Source organism: Actinomycetospora aurantiaca (genome assembly GCF_037401875.1).
GTDB classification, from domain to species: domain Bacteria; phylum Actinomycetota; class Actinomycetes; order Mycobacteriales; family Pseudonocardiaceae; genus Actinomycetospora; species Actinomycetospora aurantiaca.
On record NZ_JBBEGN010000008.1, the window covers coordinates 40,719 to 59,460 of the forward strand.

The following is an 18,742-nucleotide window of genomic DNA, read 5'->3' on the forward strand; positions in this document are numbered from 1 at the left end:
TCCTCAGAGCCCGTAGGTCTCCAGCAGCCGCAGCCACACCTCCGACATCGTCGGGAACGACGGGACCGCGTGCCACAGGCGGGACAGGGGCACCTCCCCGACGACCGCGATCGTCGCCGCGTGCACCATGTCGGCGACGTCCTGCCCGACGAACGTCGCGCCCACGATCACCTCGCGCTCGGTGTCGACGACGATCGTCGCGAACCCGTCGTAGCCGTCGGCCTGCAGCGAGCCGCCCGCGACGCTGCCGATCTCGTACGAGACCGCGCGCACCGGGAGTCCCTCGGCGCGGGCCGTGTCCTCGGTGTGGCCGACCGCCGCGATCTGCGGGTCGGTGAAGATCACCTGCGGCACGGCGGTGTGCTCGGCGGTGGTCGCGTGGTGCGAGTACCGCCCGCCGAGCTGCTGTCCCTGCGAGCGCGCCACGATCACATCGCCGCAGATCCGGGCCTGGTACTTGCCCATGTGCGTCAGCTTCGCGCCGGTCGAGGCGTCGCCCACGGCGTAGAGCCAGTCGGCGATCACCGTGGTCGAGTCGTCCGCGGGCAGCGGCTTCCCCGGCTCCAGACCGACCGTCTCCAGGCCGATGTCGGACGTCGCCGGCTTCCGGCCGGCGGCGACGAGCAGCTCGTCGCCGGTCACCTCGGAGCCGTCGTCCAGGGTTGCGGTGACCCGGCCGCCCTCGCGGCGGACCGCCGTCATCGACGTCCCGAGCCGCACGTCGACCCCGTCGGCCTCCAGCGAGGCCTGCAGCCGGCGCGCGGCCTCGGGCTCGACGCCCGGCACCAGGCGGTCCCCGTGCTGGACGAGGGTGACCTGCGCGCCGAGGCGCTGGTAGGCGGTCGCCATCTCCACGCCGACGACACCGCCGCCGAGGATCAGCAACGACGCCGGAACGTACTTGACCTGCGTCGCGTCGCGGTTCGTCCAGGCACCGACGTCGGCGATGCCGTCGACCGGCGGGTAGGTCGGGACCGAGCCGGTCGCGACGACGACCGCGCGCGCCGACACCGAGGTGGTCGTCCCGTCGTCGTGGGTGACCTCCACGGCCCGCTCGCCGGTCAGCCGGCCGCGCCCGCGCAGCAGCGTGATGCCGGCGCCGGAGAGCCAGTCGGCCTGCGAGGAGTCGTCCTCGGCGGCGAACTGGTCGCGGCGCTCGAGCACCTTCGCGACGTCGATCGGGCCGGTCTCCACCCCCGGCATGCGCTCCACGGCGGCCCGCAGGTCGACCGGGCGCAGCAGCGCCTTCGACGGGATGCACGCGTAGTAGGAGCACTCGCCGCCGACGAGGCCGGCCTCGACGATCGCCGCGGAGAGCCCCTGCTGGTGCGCCCGGTCCGCGGCGTTCTCCCCGACCGGCCCGGCCCCGATCACCACGAGGTCCACGTCGAGATCAGCCATCGTCCTCAGTCCCTCCCGTCGGGCCGAACCGTTCGACCCGGATGCTGGCGTCGGGCTGCCCGGCCGCCTGCAGGTACGACTCCATCGCCAGGGTGAATCGTGCCGAGCCGCACACGAACGCGGTCGCCCCCGGGTCGGCGATCGCCCCGATCACCGCGGCGTCGAGGCGGGATCCGCCCTTCTGCCGCGACCGCGCGATCAGCGCACCGGCGGCCTCGAGCTCCTCGCGGTAGGGGAGGTGCTCGTCGGTCCACGCGGACACCGCGAGCGAGAGCAGCTCGGGCCGCCCGACCTCCCGGGCATGCCGCAGCATCGACACGAGGGGCGCGACGCCGCTCCCGCCGCCGATGCCCAGGGCCGGCGTCCGGCCGTCCCAGGCGAACCAGCGCCCGATCGGGCCGCGGCACTCGAGCTGGTCGCCCGGCTCGACCACCTCGGAGAGGAAGCCGGACACCTCGCCGTCGGGGACCTTCTCCACGTACAGCTCGACGAGGTCGTCCGACGGGGCGGACACCGTCGAGTAGGAGCGGCTCGCGGTGTAGCCGTCCTCGGCGCGCAGCCGCAGCACGTAGTGCTGACCGGGCCGGTGGACGACGCGGTCGGGGACCTCGAGGCGCAGGATCACCGCGATGTCGCCGTGGTGGCGCACGTCCACCACCCGCGCGTCACGCCAGATCGCGGCGCGCTGGGCGTCAGTCGCCATCGAAGCGCTGCTCGGTCCAGGGGTCGCCGCGGTGGTGGTAGCCGTTGAGCTCCCAGAACCCCGGCTCGTCGTGGTCGAGCAACGTGACCTTGGAGATCCACTTCGCGGACTTCCAGAAGTACAGGTGCGGCACGATCATCCGCACCGGGCCGCCGTGCTCCCGGCTCAGCGGCTTCCCCTCGTGCTCCCAGACGATCCACGCCTTCCCGCCGGTCACGTCGTCGAGCGGGAGGTTGGTGCGGTAGCGGGTGGTCGACTCCTCGACGACGAACCGCGCCTCCGGCAGCGGCTGCGCGACGTCGAGCAGGGTGTCGAGGCTGATCCCGGTGAACGACGTGTCGAGCTTGGACCACGTCGTCACGCAGTGGATGTCGCCCCGGTAGACGTCCGTCCCGAGCGCCTTGAGGTCCTTCAGCGTCCACGTCGTCGGGGACGCGACGAGGCCGTCGATGGTGAGCGTCCAGCGCTCGGCGTCGATGCGGGCGGTCGGCTCGGCCGTCAGCACCGGCCAGGACGACCCGACGTCGTACTGCCCCGGGGGCAGCCGCGGATCGCGCTCCGCCTGGCGTCGTCGTCCCGTGAACCCTCGCGTGATCGCCATGTCCCGGCTCCTCTCGGCGTGCGGGCCACAGCCTAGGGAGGGTCGGGCTCCGGACGCCTCGGTCGAACGACGCAGACGGCGGGGATCATCCCGACGACGGCGCGCGCAGCACCGCGGCGAGCTGGTGCCGGCCGCTGATCCCGAGCTTGGGGTAGGCGTGGTGCAGGTGGGACCCGACGGTGCGCGGGGAGAGGAACAGCCGGTCGGCGATCTCCCGGTTGCGCAGGCCCGCCGCGGCGAGCCGGACGATCTCCCGCTGCTGCGGGGTGAGGTCGGCCAGCGGGTCGGCCTCCCGCTCGGTCTCCTTCGGTCCTGCCGAGCCCGCGGCCCGCAGCTCCGCGCGCACGCGCTCGGCGAGTGCGACCGCGCCGAGCTCGTCGAACGCCTCCAGGGCCGCGGTCAGCATCTCCCGGGCCTCGAGGGGGCGCCGGCGGCGGCGCAGCCACTCGCCGTAGTGCAGTCGCACGGTCGCCCGTTCCACCGGCCAGTCCTGTCCCGTGGGGTCGGCGAGCGCGAGACGGAAGTGGTGCTCCGCCTGCTGCTCCTCGCCGACCAGCGCGTCCGCGTGGTGGAGCAGGAGGCGCAGGCGGGGTGAGGTCCTCGTCCCGAGCGCGGTGCGGACCCGGTCCGCCACCATCGCCGCGTCCCGACGTTCGCCCGGCCCGCTCGCGGCGGCCGCGAGGGCCGCGACCAGGCGCGGCGACACGCCGGGATGCAGCGGCTCGCCCGCCGCGGTGAACGCGGCCCGCAGCTGCCGGTAGGCCTGGGCCCGGTCGCCGTCGACCATCGCGGCGAGGGCCGCGGCCGACCGCAGTCGGAGGTCGACGAGCCGGTTGTCGGCGAGGTCGATGCGTCGGCGTGCCTCCGCGACGAGGTCGTGGGCCCGGTCCGGGGCGCCGCGGAGCGCCGCGAGCGTCGCCCGGGGAGCGGCCAGCTCGGCCGCGACCCGGTGCATGCCCCGCGTGTGGGCCAGCTCCGTCCAGCGCGCGATCACCTGGTCGGCCGCGCTCCACCGGCCGTGCTCGACCAGCAGCGCCGCGAGGATCGGCACCCCGAAGGCTGCCGGCCCCTCGTGGTGCATCCGGTCGTGGGCGCGCGCGAACAGCTCCACCGCCCGACGCACGTCGTCGGCGCGGTCCGCCACGAACCCGAGGTTCTGCAGGTCGTTCGCGGTCGCGTCGGGACCGGCCCGGCCGGCGACGAGCATGCGGTCGAGCAGGTCCGCGGCCTCGCCGCGGTCGTAGACCGTGGCACGCGCCCACATGAGGTCGGCGGGTGCGTCGGCGTCGGCCAGGACCCGGCGGACCGCCTCCCGCACGGCGGGGAGCGCCATCACCGCGTCGGCCGCGGAGCGCTGCTCGGGCACGCCGGAGGAGTCGGCGGCGAGGCAGAGGAACGAGGCGAGCAGGGAGGCCCCGGCGGCCGTGGTCGCCCCGATCAGCGGGACGACCTCCTGCAGGCGCCGGACCGCCTCGCGCTGGCGGCCGTGGAGCATGAGTGCCGCCGCGGCGAGCAGCGTGGTGAACACCAGCACCGTCGGGTCGTCGGTCTCGGCGCGGATCGCCTCGTGCTGCTCGGCCACCCCGTCGGCGTCCCCGGCTGCGTAGGACGCCCCGAGGGCCTGCCGGAGCCGCTCCAGGCGCGCCGCGGGGTGCGGGGAGCACTCCGCCGCCCGCCGCCAGACCCCCGCGGCCGCGCGGTGGTCACCCCGTTCCGCCGCGTCGTGGGCCACGCCGGCCAGCTCCGCGGCCACGTCCTCGTCGCGGGTCAGACACGCCTCGGCCCGGTGCAGGGCCACCAGCTCCGGGTCGTCGCCGGCCGCGGCGAGCGCGAGGTGCGCCCGTCGGCGCTCCTCGGCGGACGCGAGCCCCCAGACGGTGCTGCGCACGAGGGGGTGCCGGAACGTGACGGTCGCCCCCTCGACCACCACCAGGCCCTCCCGCTCGGCCGGCCCCCAGCACCCCAGGGCGGTGGCGGGGACACCCGCCGCGGCCTGGATCGTCGCGACCGGTTCTCCCCCGCCGGCGACCGCGACCACCAGCAGCCGGGACACGGGATCGGGGAGGTCCCGGACGGCCGCGTCGAACAGGGCCTCGGCGCGGCGAGGGAGCTCCACGGGCAGCGGCGACCCGGCATCGGCGAGGACCTCGATCGCGAGGGGGTTCCCGGCCGCCGCCCGGAGCACGTCCCGCCGCGCCGCGCCGGTCGGGGCGGCCGGGCGTCGGTCGAGGAGGAGCGCGGCGGACGCGTCGTCGAGCGGCCCGAGCTCGACCGTCGGCAGGGAGGCGTCGCCCGGGAGCACGCGGCCGTCCCCGCGGCCGGCGAGGACCATCCCGATCCGGTCCGCGGGCCCCAGCCGGCGCGACACGAACACGAGCGCCCGCAGCGACTCCCGGTCGAGCCGGTCGGCGTCGTCCACCACCAGCACGACGGGGTCGCGCCGTGCGGCCCGGCGCAGGAGCTGCAGGACGCCGAGGTGGAGCGCCCCAGGGGCCACGGCCTCCTCGCCGCCGAGCACGGCGTCCGTGACGGCGGCGCGCGGGTGGGCCGGGAGCTCGTCGATCAGGTCCGCCGCCGGGAGCAGGAGCTGGGAGAGGGCGGCGAACGGGACCTCGGACTCCGCCCGGCAGCCGTCGGCGCCCAGGGTCCGCACCCCGACCGCGGCGGCGTACCCCTCCAGGACGCCGAGCAGGGCGGTCTTGCCCGTCCCGGCCTCCCCGACCAGCACCACCGCCGGACGCTCGGAGCCGGTCCGCAGGCCGCTCGCGCGGACGCCGTCGACCAGCGCGGCGAGGACCCGCTGCTCGGCCTCGCGCCCGACGAGCGCCGTCACCGGAGCGAGGTGGCGCTGGAGCGGCCGGTCATGCCGACGATCCTAGGCAGCCCGGCCACCCCCGCCATCCGTCGTCGCGCGCAGCTCACCCGCCCCCGCGTACGTCACGGCGGACACGAGTCCGCGGACCCGGGGGCGGCGGGGCGCATCGGTCGACCGACCGCTTCCGCCCGGCGCCGATGGTTGCGTGGCTGGCCGGGAGCTACCGTGCTCGAGCGGGCGAAGATCGGGAGGAGCGGGTCATGACGGGAGCGGGCGACCACGGTGTGGTCCTCGACCCGGCGTGCGCGCGGCTCGTGCGGGCCCTCGACGGCCCGCCGCAGCTCCACCGGCTGGGGCCCCACGACGGCCGCGAGGCGCTGCGCGAGCTGCAGGACGACCGGCTCGAGGGCGCGGACGTCGAGGTCGACTTCCACACGGCACCGGTGGGCCCGGGTGGTCTGGTCGGCTTCCGCGTCGTGCGTCCCCTCGCCGCCGAGGGGATGCTGCCCGTCGTCCTCCACCTCCACGGCGGGCGCTGGGTGACCGGTGACGCCGACACCCACGGGAGCCTGATCCGCGCGCTGGCGACGGGGGTGCGCGCCGCGGTCGTCGTCCCGGAGTACACCCGCGTGCCCGAGGCGCGCTTCCCGATCGCCGTCGAGGAGGCGTACGCGACGCTCGTGTGGGTCGTCGAGCACGCGCACGACCTCGCGCTCGACGCGGACCGGGTCGCGGTGTCGGGGGACTGCACGGGGGCGACGACGGCGACGGTGCTCGCGATGCTCGCCGGGCGGCGCGGAGGGCCGCGCCTGGCCGCGCAACTGCTGTACTACCCGTGGACGGACCCGCGCTGCGACTCCGGATCCCACCGCGAGTTCGCCGACGTCCCGGTGCTCTCCACCGCGGCCGCACGCTGGTACTGGCGCCAGTACCAGGACGCGGCGGGCGACGGGGACGACCCGGCGTACGCGCCGGCGCGCGCGAGCGCCGACGACCTCGTCGGGCTCCCGCCCGCGCTGGTCGTCACCGCCGAGGCGGACGTGGTCCGCGACGAGGCCGAGCTCCACGCCCGACGGATGCAGGACGCGGGGGTGAGCGTCACGTGCGTGCGCCACCGCGGCGTCGTGCACGACTTCGTGACCCTGCGCCCGTTGCGCGACGTGCCGGCCACGCGGCTCGCCCTGCGCCAGGGCGTCGACTTCCTCGCGGACGCACTCCGGACCGCCTGACGTACTTGCGTCAACAGACCGATGCGGACACCGAGCGCCCGTCGGCAGGGTCGTCGTCGCCCCCGGGAGAAGAGAGACGACGATGCCCTACCTGACCACCTCGGACGGAACCGAGATCTACTACACCGACCAGGGCACGGGCCGACCCGTGCTGCTGAGCCACGGCTGGCCGCTGTCCTCGGACGCGTGGCAGGTCGAGGTCAAGCTGCTCGCCGACCGCGGCTACCGCGCCGTCGCGCACGACCGTCGGGGCCACGGTCGGTCCTCGAAGACCTACACCGGCAACGACATGGACACCTACGCCCGCGACGTCGCCGAACTCGTCGAGTCGCTCGACCTGCGCGACCTCGTGGTCATCGGGCACTCCACCGGAGGCGGCGAGGTCGTGCGCTACGCCGCCCGGCACGGCGTCGACCGGGTCTCCAAGGTGATCACCGCCGGCGCCGTCCCGCCGGTCATGGTGCGTTCGGACGCGAACCCCGACGGCCTGCCCCTGGAGGTCTTCGACGGCATCCGCGAGGGCGTGCTCGCCGACGCGTCGCAGTTCTGGCTCGACCTCGCGGAGTCGTTCTTCGGCGCGAACCGGGAGGGCAGCGCGGTGTCCGAGGGCGCCAAGTGGGACTTCTGGCGACAGGGACAGCTCGTCAACCTCGCGGCCGCCTACGACTGCATCAAGGCGTTCTCGGAGACCGACTTCACCGAGGACCTCCGGTCGCTGCGCGTACCGATCATGATCGCCCACGGGGACGACGACCAGATCGTGCCGATCGACGACGCCGCGAGGAAGTCCGTCGAGCTGGTGCAGGACGGCACGCTCAAGGTCTACCCGGGCGCCCCGCACGGCATCTACGGCGACTACCGGGCCCAGCTGGACCAGGACATCCTCGAGTTCATCAAGCAGTAGCCCCGGAACGTCTCCGCCCCGGCACCGCGCGGTGCCGGGGCGGAGTGCGTCGTGGCCGCGCTCAGTCCCCGGTGGCGCGGATCGCCTCGCGGATGACGTCGGCCGACTCCTTCGGGTGGGAGAGCATCACCAGGTGGGACGAGTCGATCTCCGTCACGGTCGCGCCCGCACGCCGGTAGCCGAAGCGCTCGACGTCGGGGTTGATCGTCCGGTCGGAGGTCGACACGATCCCCCAGGAGGGCTTGACCTTCCACGCCGCGGCTCCGGCGGGCTCGCCGAACGCCGCGGCCGCGAGCGGGCGCTGGGTGACCGCGAGCACCCGGGTGATCTCCGGGTCGACGTCGGCGGCGAAGACCTCGTGCACCTGGGCCGGGTCGACGGCGACGTCGACGCCCGTGGTCCCGTCGGGCAGCGGGAAGCTCGTCTGGACGAGGGCCGTGGCGAGCGCGGAGTCGGGGAATCCGCCCTGCAGCTCGCCGAGGCTCTCGCCCTCCTCGAGGGCGTACCCGGCGAGGTAGACCAGCGCCCGCACGTTGTCCTCGACCCCCGCGACGGTGATCACGGCACCGCCGTAGGAGTGCCCGACCAGGACGACGTCCCCCTCGATCTGACGGACGACGGAGGCGACGTAGGCGGCGTCGCCGTTCAGCGAGCGGTTCGGGACGGCGGGGGCGACGACCGGGATGCCGGAGTCGAGCAGCTCCGGGACCAGCGCGCGGAAGCTCGAGGCGTCGGCGAAGGCGCCGTGGACGAGGACGACGGTGGGCGGGGTCGGCATGGCGGGCTCCTCGGGTGCGGGAGGGGTGGTCCGGCCAGCGTGCGTGCCCCTCCCGTCGCCCGGTATCGGTCGGTCGACCGGTGTCAGGCCCCGGCTTGATCCGTCCCGAGTTCCCCCCGGTGCGACACGCCCAGCTTGCGGAACACGCGGTGCAGGTGGGTGCTCACCGTCCGCGGCGAGATGAGCAGGTGGTCGGCGATCTGCCGGTTCGACAGTCCCCGCCCGGCGAGGACCGCCACCTGGCGTTCCTGCGCGGTGAGGGCGTCGAGCGGACCCGTCCGGGGACGCCCGGCTGCGTCGAGCTCGCGGTCGACCACCGAGGCCCAGCGGGTCGGGCCGAGCGCGGTGAACAGCTCGCGGGCGAGTCCGAGCAGGCGGCGTGCGTCCCGAACCCGTCGCGCGCGCCGCAGCCGGATCCCGTGGGCGAGGGCCAGCCGGGCCCGCAGGAAGGGGTTCGCGAGCGGCGCGGCGGACAGCGCGCGCTCGACCGCGGCGTCGGCCTCGGCGCCGTCGGCGAGGAGGGCCCGGGCGAACGCGAGCTGGTCGGCGAGGAAGGGGGACGAGGTCGTCGTGACCAGCTCGTCGAGCTGCGCCAGGACCGGGGCGAGCTCGCCGAGCCGGTCGCTGCGCAGGCAGGCCTCGGCGTAGTCGGCGAAGCCCCACCAGGCGAGGTGGGTGCCGCTCGTGAACAGCTCGCGCAGGATGTCGGCGGCCGCACCGAAGCGGCCCGCCGGGAGCTCGGAGGCACCGCGCGCCAGGGCGAACATCGATCGGTGGAACTGGGTGAGGCTGCCGGCGGGGAGCTCCGCGAGGGCCCGGTGCACGCGCGGGTCCGGGTCGCCGGGGTCCGGACGCAGACCGTCGAGCCACGCGAGGACCGTCACCGGGCCGAGCGTCCAGAAGTCCTGGTGGGTCTCCCGGCACAGGGCCTCCGCCCGGACCGCCGTCTCCTCCGCCTCGCCGAACCTCCCCAGCATCAGGTGGCTCCACGCCAGCGAGACGGCGGCCTGCGCGGCCGCGGCGCGATGTCCCCGGGCCAGCAGTGCGTCCTCGATCGCCGGGAGCTCGGCGGCGCCGAGCGCGAAGTCGTAGGCGCGGGTCGCGGCGGTCACGAGGACACGCCGGCTCTCCGGCTCGAGGTCGTCGCGGGCGAGGGCGCGGAGGACCTCCTGCCGGACGACGCCGGCGTGCTCCGGCTCCCGGGCGAACGTCTGCAACCCCATCGGCTCGTCGGGACGGTTGCGGAAGATCGCACGGGACGCTTCGAGCACCGGGCCCCGCACGTGGGGCGACGACGAGTAGGACAGCCGGTGGAGGACCCGGAGCGCCAGTTCCGCCCTCCCCCGGTCCGCCGCGTCCCGCACCGACGCGACGAAGGCGGCCACGTGCGACTCGCTCCACGAGTCGGGGGCCCAGTCGTCCTGGTGCAGGAGCAGATGCAGGGCGTCGGTCCAGGCGACGTCGCCGGTGGACACCCGCGCGAGCAGCCGGTCCCCCGTCGCGCGGTCGCCGACCTCGATCGCGAGCTCCGCGCCCCGGGCGGCGCGGCGCGACGCCGCCTCCGGGTCCTCGCCGCGGTCCACCGCACGCTCGAGGAGGACGAGCGCGACCTGCGGCGCCCCGCGGGCCACGGCCGCCTCGGCCACGGCCTCGAGCTCCGCGGCGACCTGCTCGTCGGCGACCACGACCTCCGACCGGTGCCAGGCCCGTCGCTCCGGGTCGTCCGCGACCACCTGCGCGAGCGCCGTGTGCGCCGCCCGGTGCGCAGGCGGGCCCGCCTGGGCCAGGACCGCCGACCGCACCAGGGGGTGCCGGAACCGCACGCGGTCGCCGTCGAGGTCGACGATGCCGCTGGCGACCGCCGGGTGCAGGTCGTCGAGCCCGGCGTCGCGACCGAGCACGTCGGCTCCGGCCCGCAGCGCCTCCGTCACCGACCCACCGGTGTTGGCCGCGATCACGAGCACGAGCGCCGCCGGGATGGGTGGCAGGTCCTCGACCTGCCGGGCGAACGCCCGCTCGAGGCGGCGCGTCAGCGGGATGACCGCCCGGCCCGGCGCGGCCGGAACGTCCCGGGTCCCGGAGTCGAGTGCGCGCGGGAGTTCGACGAGGGCCAACGGGTTGCCCTCGGCGAGCTCCAGCGCCCGGGCCCGGAGGGTGCCGTCGAGCCGGGGATGGAGGCGGTCGAGGAGGGCCTCCGCGCTCGCGTCCGGCAGTGCGCCGAGCTCGAGCTCGTCGACGTCGTCGAACGTCGGGCGACGCGCGTCGGAGCGGACGGCGGCCACGACGTCGAAGCCCGACTCCGGGGCCCGCCGGGCGAGGAAGTGCACCACCGCGAGGGAGTCCGGATCGAGCCACTGGGCGTCGTCGACCACCACCACCGGCGCGCCCGCCCGAGGGGAGTCGAGCAGGGCGAGGGACGCCACCGAGACGAGGAACGCCGTCCGGGCGGCGTCGCCGGCCACCTCGCCGGCCATCCCGAGCGCCGCGAGCAGGGCCGCTCGCTGCGGGCCGGGGAGCGCGCCCACGTCGTCCAGCACCGGGGAGAGCAGGTGGTGCAGCGCGGCGTAGGGCAGCGCCGCCTCGGCCTCCGACCCGGTGACCCGCAGGACCGGACGTCCGCCGGCCGCCGCGAGACGGGCCGCCCGCTCCAGCACCGCCGTCTTGCCGATGCCGGGTTCGCCGACGAGCACCACGGCGCGGCCGCCGCCGGCCACGAGGCGTTCCACCCGGTCGAGCACGTCGGCACGCCCGAGGAGGTCGCCCGCCGGTGCCACCGCCGCACCACCCCTTCCGCGCCGTCGGTCAGGGTAGGTGGTGATCGGTCATCCGACGGATACCCGCCGACCCGCGCCCCGGTGCAGGATCACCGCCGTGACCGAGACCGACGAGATCGACCCGGCGGCGGCCCCGTCCGGACCTGGCTGCGTGGAGTGCGAGCGCGACGGCGGGTGGTGGTTCCACCTGCGGCGCTGTGCCGCCTGCGGGCACGTGGGCTGCTGCGACTCGTCGCCCGCGCAGCACGCGACAGCCCACGCGCGCGGCGCCGGGCACCCGATCCTGACCAGCTACGAGCCCGGCGAGTTCTGGTTCTACGACGACCGCGACGGCTCGCTCGCGGAAGGACCGGATCTCGCGGACCCACGGCACCACCCCGGCGACCAGACGGTCCCCGGCCCGGCCGCGCGCGTGCCGCGCGACTGGGTCCAGCGGCTGCACTGACGGTGGCGACGCCGGTCCGCTGGGACGGGGCGCTGCTCCGTGGCCCGGTGCACGGTCCCCTCCCCGCCCTCCTCCTGGTGATGACGACCGCGACCGGGCTCGTCGATGCGGTCAGCGTGCTCGGCCTGGGCCGCGTCTTCGTCGCGAACATGACCGGCAACGTCGTCTTCCTCGGGTTCGCCGTCGCCGGGGCCCCGGGCTTCGCCCTGGCTGCCTCGCTCGCAGCGCTCGGCGGGTTCCTCGTCGGCGCGCTCGCCGGGGGTGCCGTCGTCGCCCGACGCGGACACCGTCGCGGACACCTCCTGCGCGACACCGCGCTCGTCGAGGTCGTCCTGATGCTCGGCGCCGTCGCCCTGCTCGTCGGGGTCACCGGCGCGTCGGGCAGCGCCCTCGCCTCCGTGGTCGCCGCGCTGCTCGCCGTCGCCCTGGGCCTGCAGAACGCGGTGGTGCGGCGGCTCGCGGTGCCCGACCTGACGACGACCGTCCTGACGATGACCCTCACCGGGATCGCCGCCGACGTCCGCGGTGCGGGCCGCCCCGTGGTGACCCGCCGCGTGCTCGCCGTCGCGACGATGTTCCTCGGTGCGCTCGCCGGCGCGCTGCTGGTCGACCGGGTGCCGCTCGCGGTGGCGCTGGTCCCGGCACCCGCCCTGCTGCTCGTGGTCGTCGTGGTCCTGCAGCTCGCCGTCCTGCGTCCCGAACCCTGGCAGGTCGGACCGGGCTGACGTCGCCCCTGTTCACGGCGGGTGCGCCGCCGAAAGGCAGGATCGGGGGCCAGCACCCCGACACCGAGGGAGAGCCCGTGACCGAGACCGGTCTGCCCGAGAGCCCCGACGAGATGCCCGAGGGCGACCGGGACTCGATCGACGACACCACCTTCGAGCAGCTCGACGACGCCGACCTCCTCGACGCCGAGGGCGCGGAGCGCGACCCCGAGGACCCGCTCGACGCCGGCTGGGTCCCGAACGAGACGACCCGCGGGATCGACGCCTGGGGCGTCACCCCGGACGAGGAGGCGACGGGCGAGCCGCTGTCCGAGCGGGTGCGCCACGAGATCCCCGAGGACCCCGACGACGAGCGCGCGGACGGCCTCGGCGACGCGAGCGACACCGACGGCGAGCTGTACGACGACGAGGTGGGCACCTCCCGGTCGGGCCGGCTGGTGCTGCGCGACGAGGGCGACGAGGGCTACGCCGACGACGTCGGCGTCGACGGGGCGGCGGCCAGCGCGGAGGAGGCCGCCATGCACACGATCGAGGAGTGAGGTGACAGGAGGTCCTGTCAGGAGTCTTCCGTCCTGACGGGGCCCTCTGTCAGGATGCCGGTGTGACCACCCGCACCTTCCAGGGCGCGAGCGCGGCCGAACGCGTCGCCGACCGGCGCTCGCGGCTGCTCGCGGCCGCCCTCGACGTGGTCGGCGAGCGTGGGGTCGGCGAGTTCACGATGACCGCCGTGTGCCGCGCTGCCGGGCTCACCGAGCGCTACTTCTACGAGTCGTTCGCCCGCCGGGAGGACCTGCTCGAGGCCCTCTTCGACGCCGTGTCGGCCGACGGACTGGACCGCGCCGTCCGGGCCGCGGGGGCGGTGCCGCCGGGCGAGCTGGAGGCGCGGTCGCGCGCCGCGATCGGCGCGACGACGACGCTGCTCGGCGAGGACGCGCGCGTCGCCCGCCTGTACCGCGAGGCGATCGGGCACCGCGAGCTGGCCGGGCGCCGGCAGGACACGATCGCGACGTTCGCCGCCCTGCTCGCGCGGTTGATCGCCGAGGCGCACCCCGAGCTGCGCGCCGAGGACCTGCAGCTCACCACGACCGTGCTCACCGGCGGCGTCATCGACGCCGTCGGGTTCTGGCTCGACGGGCGGCTCGACGCCGACGTCGAGGCCCTCCTCACCCGCTGCGCCCGCCTCGTGGTGGCCGCGACCGAACAGCACCGCACCGAATCGGCCCGTCCCCGGGAGGAACGATGACGACCCCCCTGCCGCTGCGCGTCCAACAGACGGTCGCCTCCGTCCTGGGCCGGGTGCCCTCGACCCCCGGGCCGCTCGCGCCTCCGCCCCCCGGGAACGACCTGAAGGCGGTCCCCGGGGACCCCGGCGCCCCCGTCGTCGGACGGTCGCTGGAGTTCGCCGCGGACATGCTCGGCTTCGCCCGGCAGCGCTACGAGCAGTACGGGCCGGTGTCGTGGAGCGGCGCGTTCGGCCGCCGGATGGTCGCGGTGCTCGGACCGGACGCGATCGGTCAGGTGCTCGTCAACAAGGACAAGTTCTTCGGCAACGCCGACGGCTGGGGCTTCTTCATCGGGCCGTTCTTCCGCCGCGGGGTGATGCTGCTCGACTTCGACGAGCACCGCACGCACCGGCGGATCCTGCAGGAGGCGTTCACCCTCGACCGGCTCGGCGAGTACCTCGACGTGATGACCCCGCGGATCGCCCGCAGCCTCGACGACTGGACCACCGGCGACGGCGTCCGCATCTACGAGCGCATCAAGCAGATGACCCTGGACATCGGCACCGAGGTCTTCGTCGGCGACGAGCTCGGGCCGCGCGCCGACCGGGTCAACCGCGCCTTCGTCGACACCGTGCACGCGGGGGTCGCGGTCGTGCGCGCGCCGGTCCCGGGCGGCTCGTGGAAGCGGGGCCTGGACGGGCGGAGGATCCTCGAGGACTACTTCGCCGCGCAGATCGCGGCCAAGCGCGCGGGCGACGGGCGGGACATGTTCAGCGTGCTGTGCCACGCGCGCAGCGACGAGGGCGAGACGTTCTCCGACGACGACGTCGTCAACCACATGATCTTCCTGCTCATGGCCGCCCACGACACGTCGACGATCACGCTGTCGATGATGAGCTACCTGCTGGCGAAGAACCCCCAGTGGCAGGAGAAGCTGCGCGAGGAGTCGTTCGCGCTCGGGGAGACCGGCTCGATGGCCGATCTCGACTCGCTGGTCTCGCTGGACCTCGCGATGCGCGAGACGCTCCGGATGTACGCCCCGGTGGGCCAGCTCGCCCGGATCACCGTCCGCGACGCGGACCTGCAGGGCTTCCACGTCCCGGCCGGGACGCTGCTGTCGCTGGGCGTCCACGCCTCGCAGCGCATGGAGCCGTGGTGGGACCGCCCCGACGAGTTCGACCCGGACCGCTTCGCCCCCGAGCGCGCCGAGGACAAGTCGCACCGCTTCGCGTGGATGCCGTTCGGCGGCGGGGTCCACAAGTGCATCGGCCTGCACTTCGGCGGCATGGAGGTCAAGGCGATCATGCACGCGATGCTGCGACGTTTCCGCTGGAGCGTGCCCGAGGACTACGTCATGCCGATCGGCCTGACGACGGGCCCGACCCCGGCCGACCACCTGCCGCTGCGCCTCGAGCGGCTGTAGCGTCCCGGCGTGCTCGAGACCGACCTCGTCCACCTCCGCCGCTGCGTCGAACTCGCCCGCGAGGCGCTGGAGGCCGGCGACGAGCCGTTCGGCTCCGTGCTCGTCGGTGCGGACGGGACGGCGCTCGCCGAGGACCGGAACCGGGTGAACACCGGGGCGGACCCCACGCTGCACCCGGAGTTCACCCTCGCGCGATGGGCCGCGGAGTCGTTGCCCACGAAGGACCGGCCGGGCGCGACCGTCTACACCTCCGGCGAGCACTGCGCGATGTGCTCCGCCGCGCACGCGTGGGTCGGACTCGGCCGGATCGTCTACGCCAGCTCGTCGGCGCAGCTCGGCTCGTGGCTCGCCGAGCTCGGCGTCGCGCCCGGGCCGGTGGCGCCGCTGCCCGTGTCGGCGGTCGCGCCCGGCGTCGTCGTCGAGGGTCCCGCTCCCGGCCTGGACGAGGAGGTGCGGGCACTGCACCGCAGGCTCCACGACCGGGGGTGACCCGCGTCGCCTGTCACCGAGCCCACTTCCTCGTGTGCCGACACCGCCGTCCGGGTCATCCTTCCGCGGTCGCCCCAGTGCTGCGGCCACACGAGGACCAGCACTCCGATCGGGTAGGTGATGGCGATGCCGACGACCTCGGTGCCCTGGATGGGCAATCGCGTCGTGATGTGGGAGATCGAGGAGACGGAGCTGACCGCTCTGGAGTGGCGGCGGCCGTACCACGGCGTCACCCGCGGCTTCCGTGTGCTGGGCGCCGACGAGCTCGCCCTCGTCTGCCAGGCCGTCGAGGAGGCGACCGCCGAGCTGCGTCCGGCCCCGCGCCTCGAGGACGTCGCCGGTCGCCCGCTCGACCTGGAGACATTCATCTCCGAGCTGTTGGAGCGCTGAGGTGGTCCGGGCCCGGAGGGACCGGGCCCGGACCACGTCTCAGCCGGACACCTCGTAGGTCGGGACGATCGTCGCCCGGCCGATCGAGTGGAAGAACAGGTTGAAGCCGAGGAACGCCGGGGTCGCGTCCTCGCCCACGCCGAGGTCCTCGACGTCCACGGCGTGCACCACGAAGTAGTACCGGTGCGGCCCGTGCCCACCGGGCGGCGCAGCGCCGATGAAGCGGCGCGCCCCGGCGTCGTTGGCGAGGGTCACCGCGCCCTGCGGCAGCAGGCCCTTGTCCGGGTGGCCGGCGTCGGCGGCCAGCGACGTCGTCGAGACCGGGATGCCGGTGACCGCCCAGTGCCAGAACCCGCTCGCGGTCGGCGCGTCCGGGTCGTAGCAGGTGACGGCAAAGCTCTTCGTGCCCTCGGGGAAGCCGGACCACTCGAGCTGCGGTGACACGTCCTCGCCGCCCGCGCCCATGATCCCGCTGACCTGGGCTGTCGGGAGCGTCTGGTCGTCGGTGACGTCGGTGGAGGTCACCTGGAAGGTGGCCACGTCGGGCAGGAAGCTGTACGGGTCGGGCGGCTGGGGAGCCACGGGTCCTCCTCGTCTCGCGGTGCACGGGCCTGTCCGCCTGTCTTCCCCGCCGACCTCGCAGCTCATGCAACCCGGCGGGCTCCGTCGCGTCCTGACGGGGGACCGCTTGCGTCGGTCCCGCGGCCCGATGGACGCTGTCGACCGAGATCCGGGGGGTGGGGTGGATGGACGGGCGCGAGTTCGGCCGCTACCGCCTCGGTCGCCTCATCGGCTCCGGCGGCATGGGCGACGTGTACGAGGCCGTGGACGTCGAGCGCGACCGGGCCGTCGCGCTCAAGCTGCTGCCCGAGCTGTTCGGCGGCAACGCCGAGTTCCTCGAGCGCTTCCGGCGGGAGTCGCGGGTGGCGGCGCGGCTGCGGGATCCGCACATCATCCCGATCCACGACTACGGCGAGATCGACGGCCGGCTCTACATCGACATGCGGCTGGTCGACGACGGGGTGACGCTCGCCCACCTGCTGCGCGACGGCGGTCCGCTGTCGGTCGAGCGCACGGTCGCGCTCATCGGCCAGGTCGCCGACGCCCTGGACGCCGCGCACGCCGACGGCCTGATCCACCGCGACGTCAAGCCGTCGAACGTGCTCGTCACCGCCCGCGACTTCGTCTACGTCGTCGACTTCGGGATCGCCCACGCCGCCGGGCACACCGCCTCCGGGCTGACCGGCACCGGGTCGACGGTCGGCACGCTCGAGTACATGGCGCCGGAGCGGTTCACGGCGCGCTCGGTCGACCGCCGCGTCGACGTCTACTCCCTGGCCTGCCTGCTCCACCAGTGCCTCACCGCGCAGCCGCCGTTCGCGGGCGACGACCTGCCCGAGCTGATGTACGCCCACCTCGACCGCGAGCCCCCGCGCCCGAGCGAGCACCGCCCGTGGGTCCCGACCGCGCTCGACGAGGTCGTCGCCGTCGGGATGGCCAAGGCCCCCGACCGTCGGTACGCGAGCGCGGGGGCCCTCGCCGAGGCCGCGCGGCGGGCGGTCGAGCCCGCCCGCGAGCGCCGGCCCGTCGCGGCGGGAGCGGTCGCCGCACCCGGACATGACCCGGCTCCCCTGCCGGACACGGTGCCGCCGGCCGGGACGCCCCGCCGCGGTCCCGCACCGTCGGCCGATCCAGGGCCGGCACGTCCGCCCGGCCCGGGTGCGCGTCCGGTGCGCTACCGACGCGATGGAACGACGGTCCGCGTCCCCCGCCTCGCCGTCCTCGGTCGAATCCGTCGGCGGCCCCTGGTGGTCGCGGTGGCGGTCGTGGCGGCGTTGGCCGTCGTCGTCGCACTGACGACGCTCCTCCGCCCGGCACCCACCCCCGCCGCGGCGACGGTGCCGCCGGGCGCGGTGCCGGCCCCGACCTCCCCGGGGCTGCAGAGCCTGCCCGTGCCGCAGGTCGTCGGGGCCGTCTCCACCCCCGTGACCCCCGGCTACCTGGCGCTCTCCCCCGACGGCCGCCAGGGCTGGGTGACCAACCGGGAGGCCCGTGTCGTCTCGGTGGTCGACCTCGACCGGCAGGCGATCGTGGGCGCCGTCCCGATGCCGGTCGCCACGCCGCGGTTCGTCGCCTTCAGCCGGGACGGCGCCCGGGCCTACGTGAGCTGCTACGACGAGCGCGGCGACGTGGTGGAGGTCGTCGACACCCGGACGCTGGCGATCCTCGCGACCATCCCCGTCGACCGGGAGCCGTACGCGCTCGCCGTCGCACCGGACCAGCGGACGCTCTGGGTCCCGAGCCACGAGACCGGCTCGCTCGACGTCGTCGACCTCGCCACGAACGCGGTCGTCCGGCGCGTGCCGGTGGCCCCGAACCCCCACTGGGTCGCCTTCGGCGCGGCCGGCACCTACATCGCCAACCACGAGTCGAACCTGGTCACCGTCCTCGGCCCGGACGGCTCCCCGCGGACGACGGTCCCGGTCGGCCGGAGCCCGCACGCCCTCGCGGTCTCCCCCGACGGGCAGCGGGTCGCCGTCGCGAACTACGACGGCGACACCGTCGACCTCATCGGGACCGGCACCGACCGGGTCGAGGCCTCCGTGCCGGTGGGCCGCGGGCCGCAGCACGTGTCGTGGTCCGCCGACGGCGAGCACCTCTACACCGCGGACGTCGACGGCGGGACGGTGACGACGGTGGACGCGCGGTCGAACGCCGTCACCGCGACCGTCCCGGTGTGCTCGTCCCCGACGAGCGTGACGGTGCACGGCCCGGACCTGCTGGTCACCTGCCTGGACGAGGCCAAGCTCGCTGTCGTCCGCGCGGCGGCGTGAGGACCTCG

Annotated in this window: 17 protein-coding genes; 10 read left to right on the top strand and 7 right to left on the bottom strand. The window is 75.3% G+C overall.

The features are described from left to right. Positions 1–3 precede the first annotated feature (3 nt). From WCD74_RS17035 to WCD74_RS17050, 4 genes are all read right to left on the bottom strand, one after another. Positions 4–1,401, bottom strand: a complete 1,398-nt coding sequence (locus WCD74_RS17035) for a dihydrolipoyl dehydrogenase family protein (RefSeq protein WP_337696063.1) — start codon at positions 1,399–1,401, stop codon at positions 4–6. Beyond that, on the bottom strand, positions 1,394–2,104 hold the full coding sequence (locus WCD74_RS17040; protein ID WP_337696064.1) for an FAD-binding oxidoreductase: 711 nt from the start codon (positions 2,102–2,104) through the stop codon (positions 1,394–1,396). The genes WCD74_RS17035 and WCD74_RS17040 overlap by 8 nt, the downstream gene beginning before the upstream one ends. Continuing rightward, the gene (locus tag WCD74_RS17045) at positions 2,094–2,705 is read right to left on the bottom strand and encodes a sulfite oxidase-like oxidoreductase (protein WP_337696065.1); all 612 of its coding nucleotides are present in this window, start codon (positions 2,703–2,705) and stop codon (positions 2,094–2,096) included. The genes WCD74_RS17040 and WCD74_RS17045 overlap by 11 nt, the downstream gene beginning before the upstream one ends. An 85-nt stretch (positions 2,706–2,790) precedes the next feature. After that, positions 2,791–5,538 (bottom strand): helix-turn-helix transcriptional regulator, encoded by a 2,748-nt coding sequence (locus tag WCD74_RS17050; RefSeq protein ID WP_337696066.1) that lies wholly within the window; start codon positions 5,536–5,538, stop codon positions 2,791–2,793. A 242-nt stretch (positions 5,539–5,780) separates the two neighbouring features. Between WCD74_RS17050 and WCD74_RS17055 the strand changes: the two genes are divergently transcribed. Both WCD74_RS17055 and WCD74_RS17060 read left to right on the top strand, forming a co-directional pair. Beyond that, positions 5,781–6,749 carry an alpha/beta hydrolase gene (locus WCD74_RS17055; protein WP_337696067.1) on the top strand — a complete coding sequence of 323 codons (969 nt, stop codon included), beginning with the start codon at positions 5,781–5,783 and terminating at the stop codon, positions 6,747–6,749. A gap of 82 nt (positions 6,750–6,831) precedes the next feature. Beyond that, on the top strand, positions 6,832–7,653 hold the full coding sequence (locus tag WCD74_RS17060) for an alpha/beta fold hydrolase (RefSeq protein WP_337696068.1): 822 nt from the start codon (positions 6,832–6,834) through the stop codon (positions 7,651–7,653). A gap of 61 nt (positions 7,654–7,714) precedes the next feature. Here WCD74_RS17060 and WCD74_RS17065 read toward each other — a convergent pair whose 3' ends face one another. After that, positions 7,715–8,431, bottom strand: coding sequence for an alpha/beta fold hydrolase (locus WCD74_RS17065; protein ID WP_337696069.1), 717 nt, complete (start codon positions 8,429–8,431; stop codon positions 7,715–7,717). An 83-nt stretch (positions 8,432–8,514) separates the two neighbouring features. Then, positions 8,515–11,205: an AAA family ATPase gene (locus WCD74_RS17070; protein ID WP_337696070.1), complete on the bottom strand. Its 2,691-nt coding sequence runs from the start codon at positions 11,203–11,205 to the stop codon at positions 8,515–8,517. Positions 11,206–11,302: 97 nt separating this feature from the next. Here WCD74_RS17070 and WCD74_RS17075 point away from each other — a divergent pair, with 97 nt between their 5' ends. The 7 genes from WCD74_RS17075 to WCD74_RS17105 all read left to right on the top strand — a co-directional run bounded on the left by WCD74_RS17075 (position 11,303) and on the right by WCD74_RS17105 (position 15,900). After that, positions 11,303–11,650 (top strand): UBP-type zinc finger domain-containing protein, encoded by a 348-nt coding sequence (locus tag WCD74_RS17075; protein WP_337696071.1) that lies wholly within the window; start codon positions 11,303–11,305, stop codon positions 11,648–11,650. A 2-nt stretch (positions 11,651–11,652) separates the two neighbouring features. Beyond that, positions 11,653–12,375 (top strand): YoaK family protein, encoded by a 723-nt coding sequence (locus tag WCD74_RS17080; protein WP_337696072.1) that lies wholly within the window; start codon positions 11,653–11,655, stop codon positions 12,373–12,375. Between the two features lie 77 nt (positions 12,376–12,452). Beyond that, positions 12,453–12,914, top strand: coding sequence for a DUF5709 domain-containing protein (locus WCD74_RS17085; RefSeq protein ID WP_337696073.1), 462 nt, complete (start codon positions 12,453–12,455; stop codon positions 12,912–12,914). 62 nt (positions 12,915–12,976) lie between these two features. Further along, positions 12,977–13,618 (top strand): TetR/AcrR family transcriptional regulator, encoded by a 642-nt coding sequence (locus WCD74_RS17090; protein ID WP_337696074.1) that lies wholly within the window; start codon positions 12,977–12,979, stop codon positions 13,616–13,618. Continuing rightward, complete coding sequence (locus tag WCD74_RS17095; RefSeq protein ID WP_337696075.1) at positions 13,615–15,021, top strand: cytochrome P450; 1,407 nt, start codon at positions 13,615–13,617, stop codon at positions 15,019–15,021. Before WCD74_RS17090 ends, WCD74_RS17095 begins: the two co-directional genes overlap by 4 nt. A gap of 9 nt (positions 15,022–15,030) precedes the next feature. Further along, positions 15,031–15,510 carry a nucleoside deaminase gene (locus tag WCD74_RS17100; protein ID WP_337696076.1) on the top strand — a complete coding sequence of 160 codons (480 nt, stop codon included), beginning with the start codon at positions 15,031–15,033 and terminating at the stop codon, positions 15,508–15,510. A gap of 126 nt (positions 15,511–15,636) precedes the next feature. Further along, positions 15,637–15,900, top strand: a complete 264-nt coding sequence (locus WCD74_RS17105) for a hypothetical protein (protein WP_337696077.1) — start codon at positions 15,637–15,639, stop codon at positions 15,898–15,900. A gap of 39 nt (positions 15,901–15,939) precedes the next feature. Here WCD74_RS17105 and WCD74_RS17110 read toward each other — a convergent pair whose 3' ends face one another. Next, positions 15,940–16,482: a YbhB/YbcL family Raf kinase inhibitor-like protein gene (locus tag WCD74_RS17110; protein WP_337696079.1), complete on the bottom strand. Its 543-nt coding sequence runs from the start codon at positions 16,480–16,482 to the stop codon at positions 15,940–15,942. A gap of 164 nt (positions 16,483–16,646) precedes the next feature. On the opposite strand from WCD74_RS17110, the gene WCD74_RS17115 reads away from it, so the two are divergent. Continuing rightward, complete coding sequence (locus WCD74_RS17115; RefSeq protein ID WP_337696080.1) at positions 16,647–18,734, top strand: protein kinase domain-containing protein; 2,088 nt, start codon at positions 16,647–16,649, stop codon at positions 18,732–18,734. Positions 18,735–18,742 lie beyond the last annotated feature (8 nt).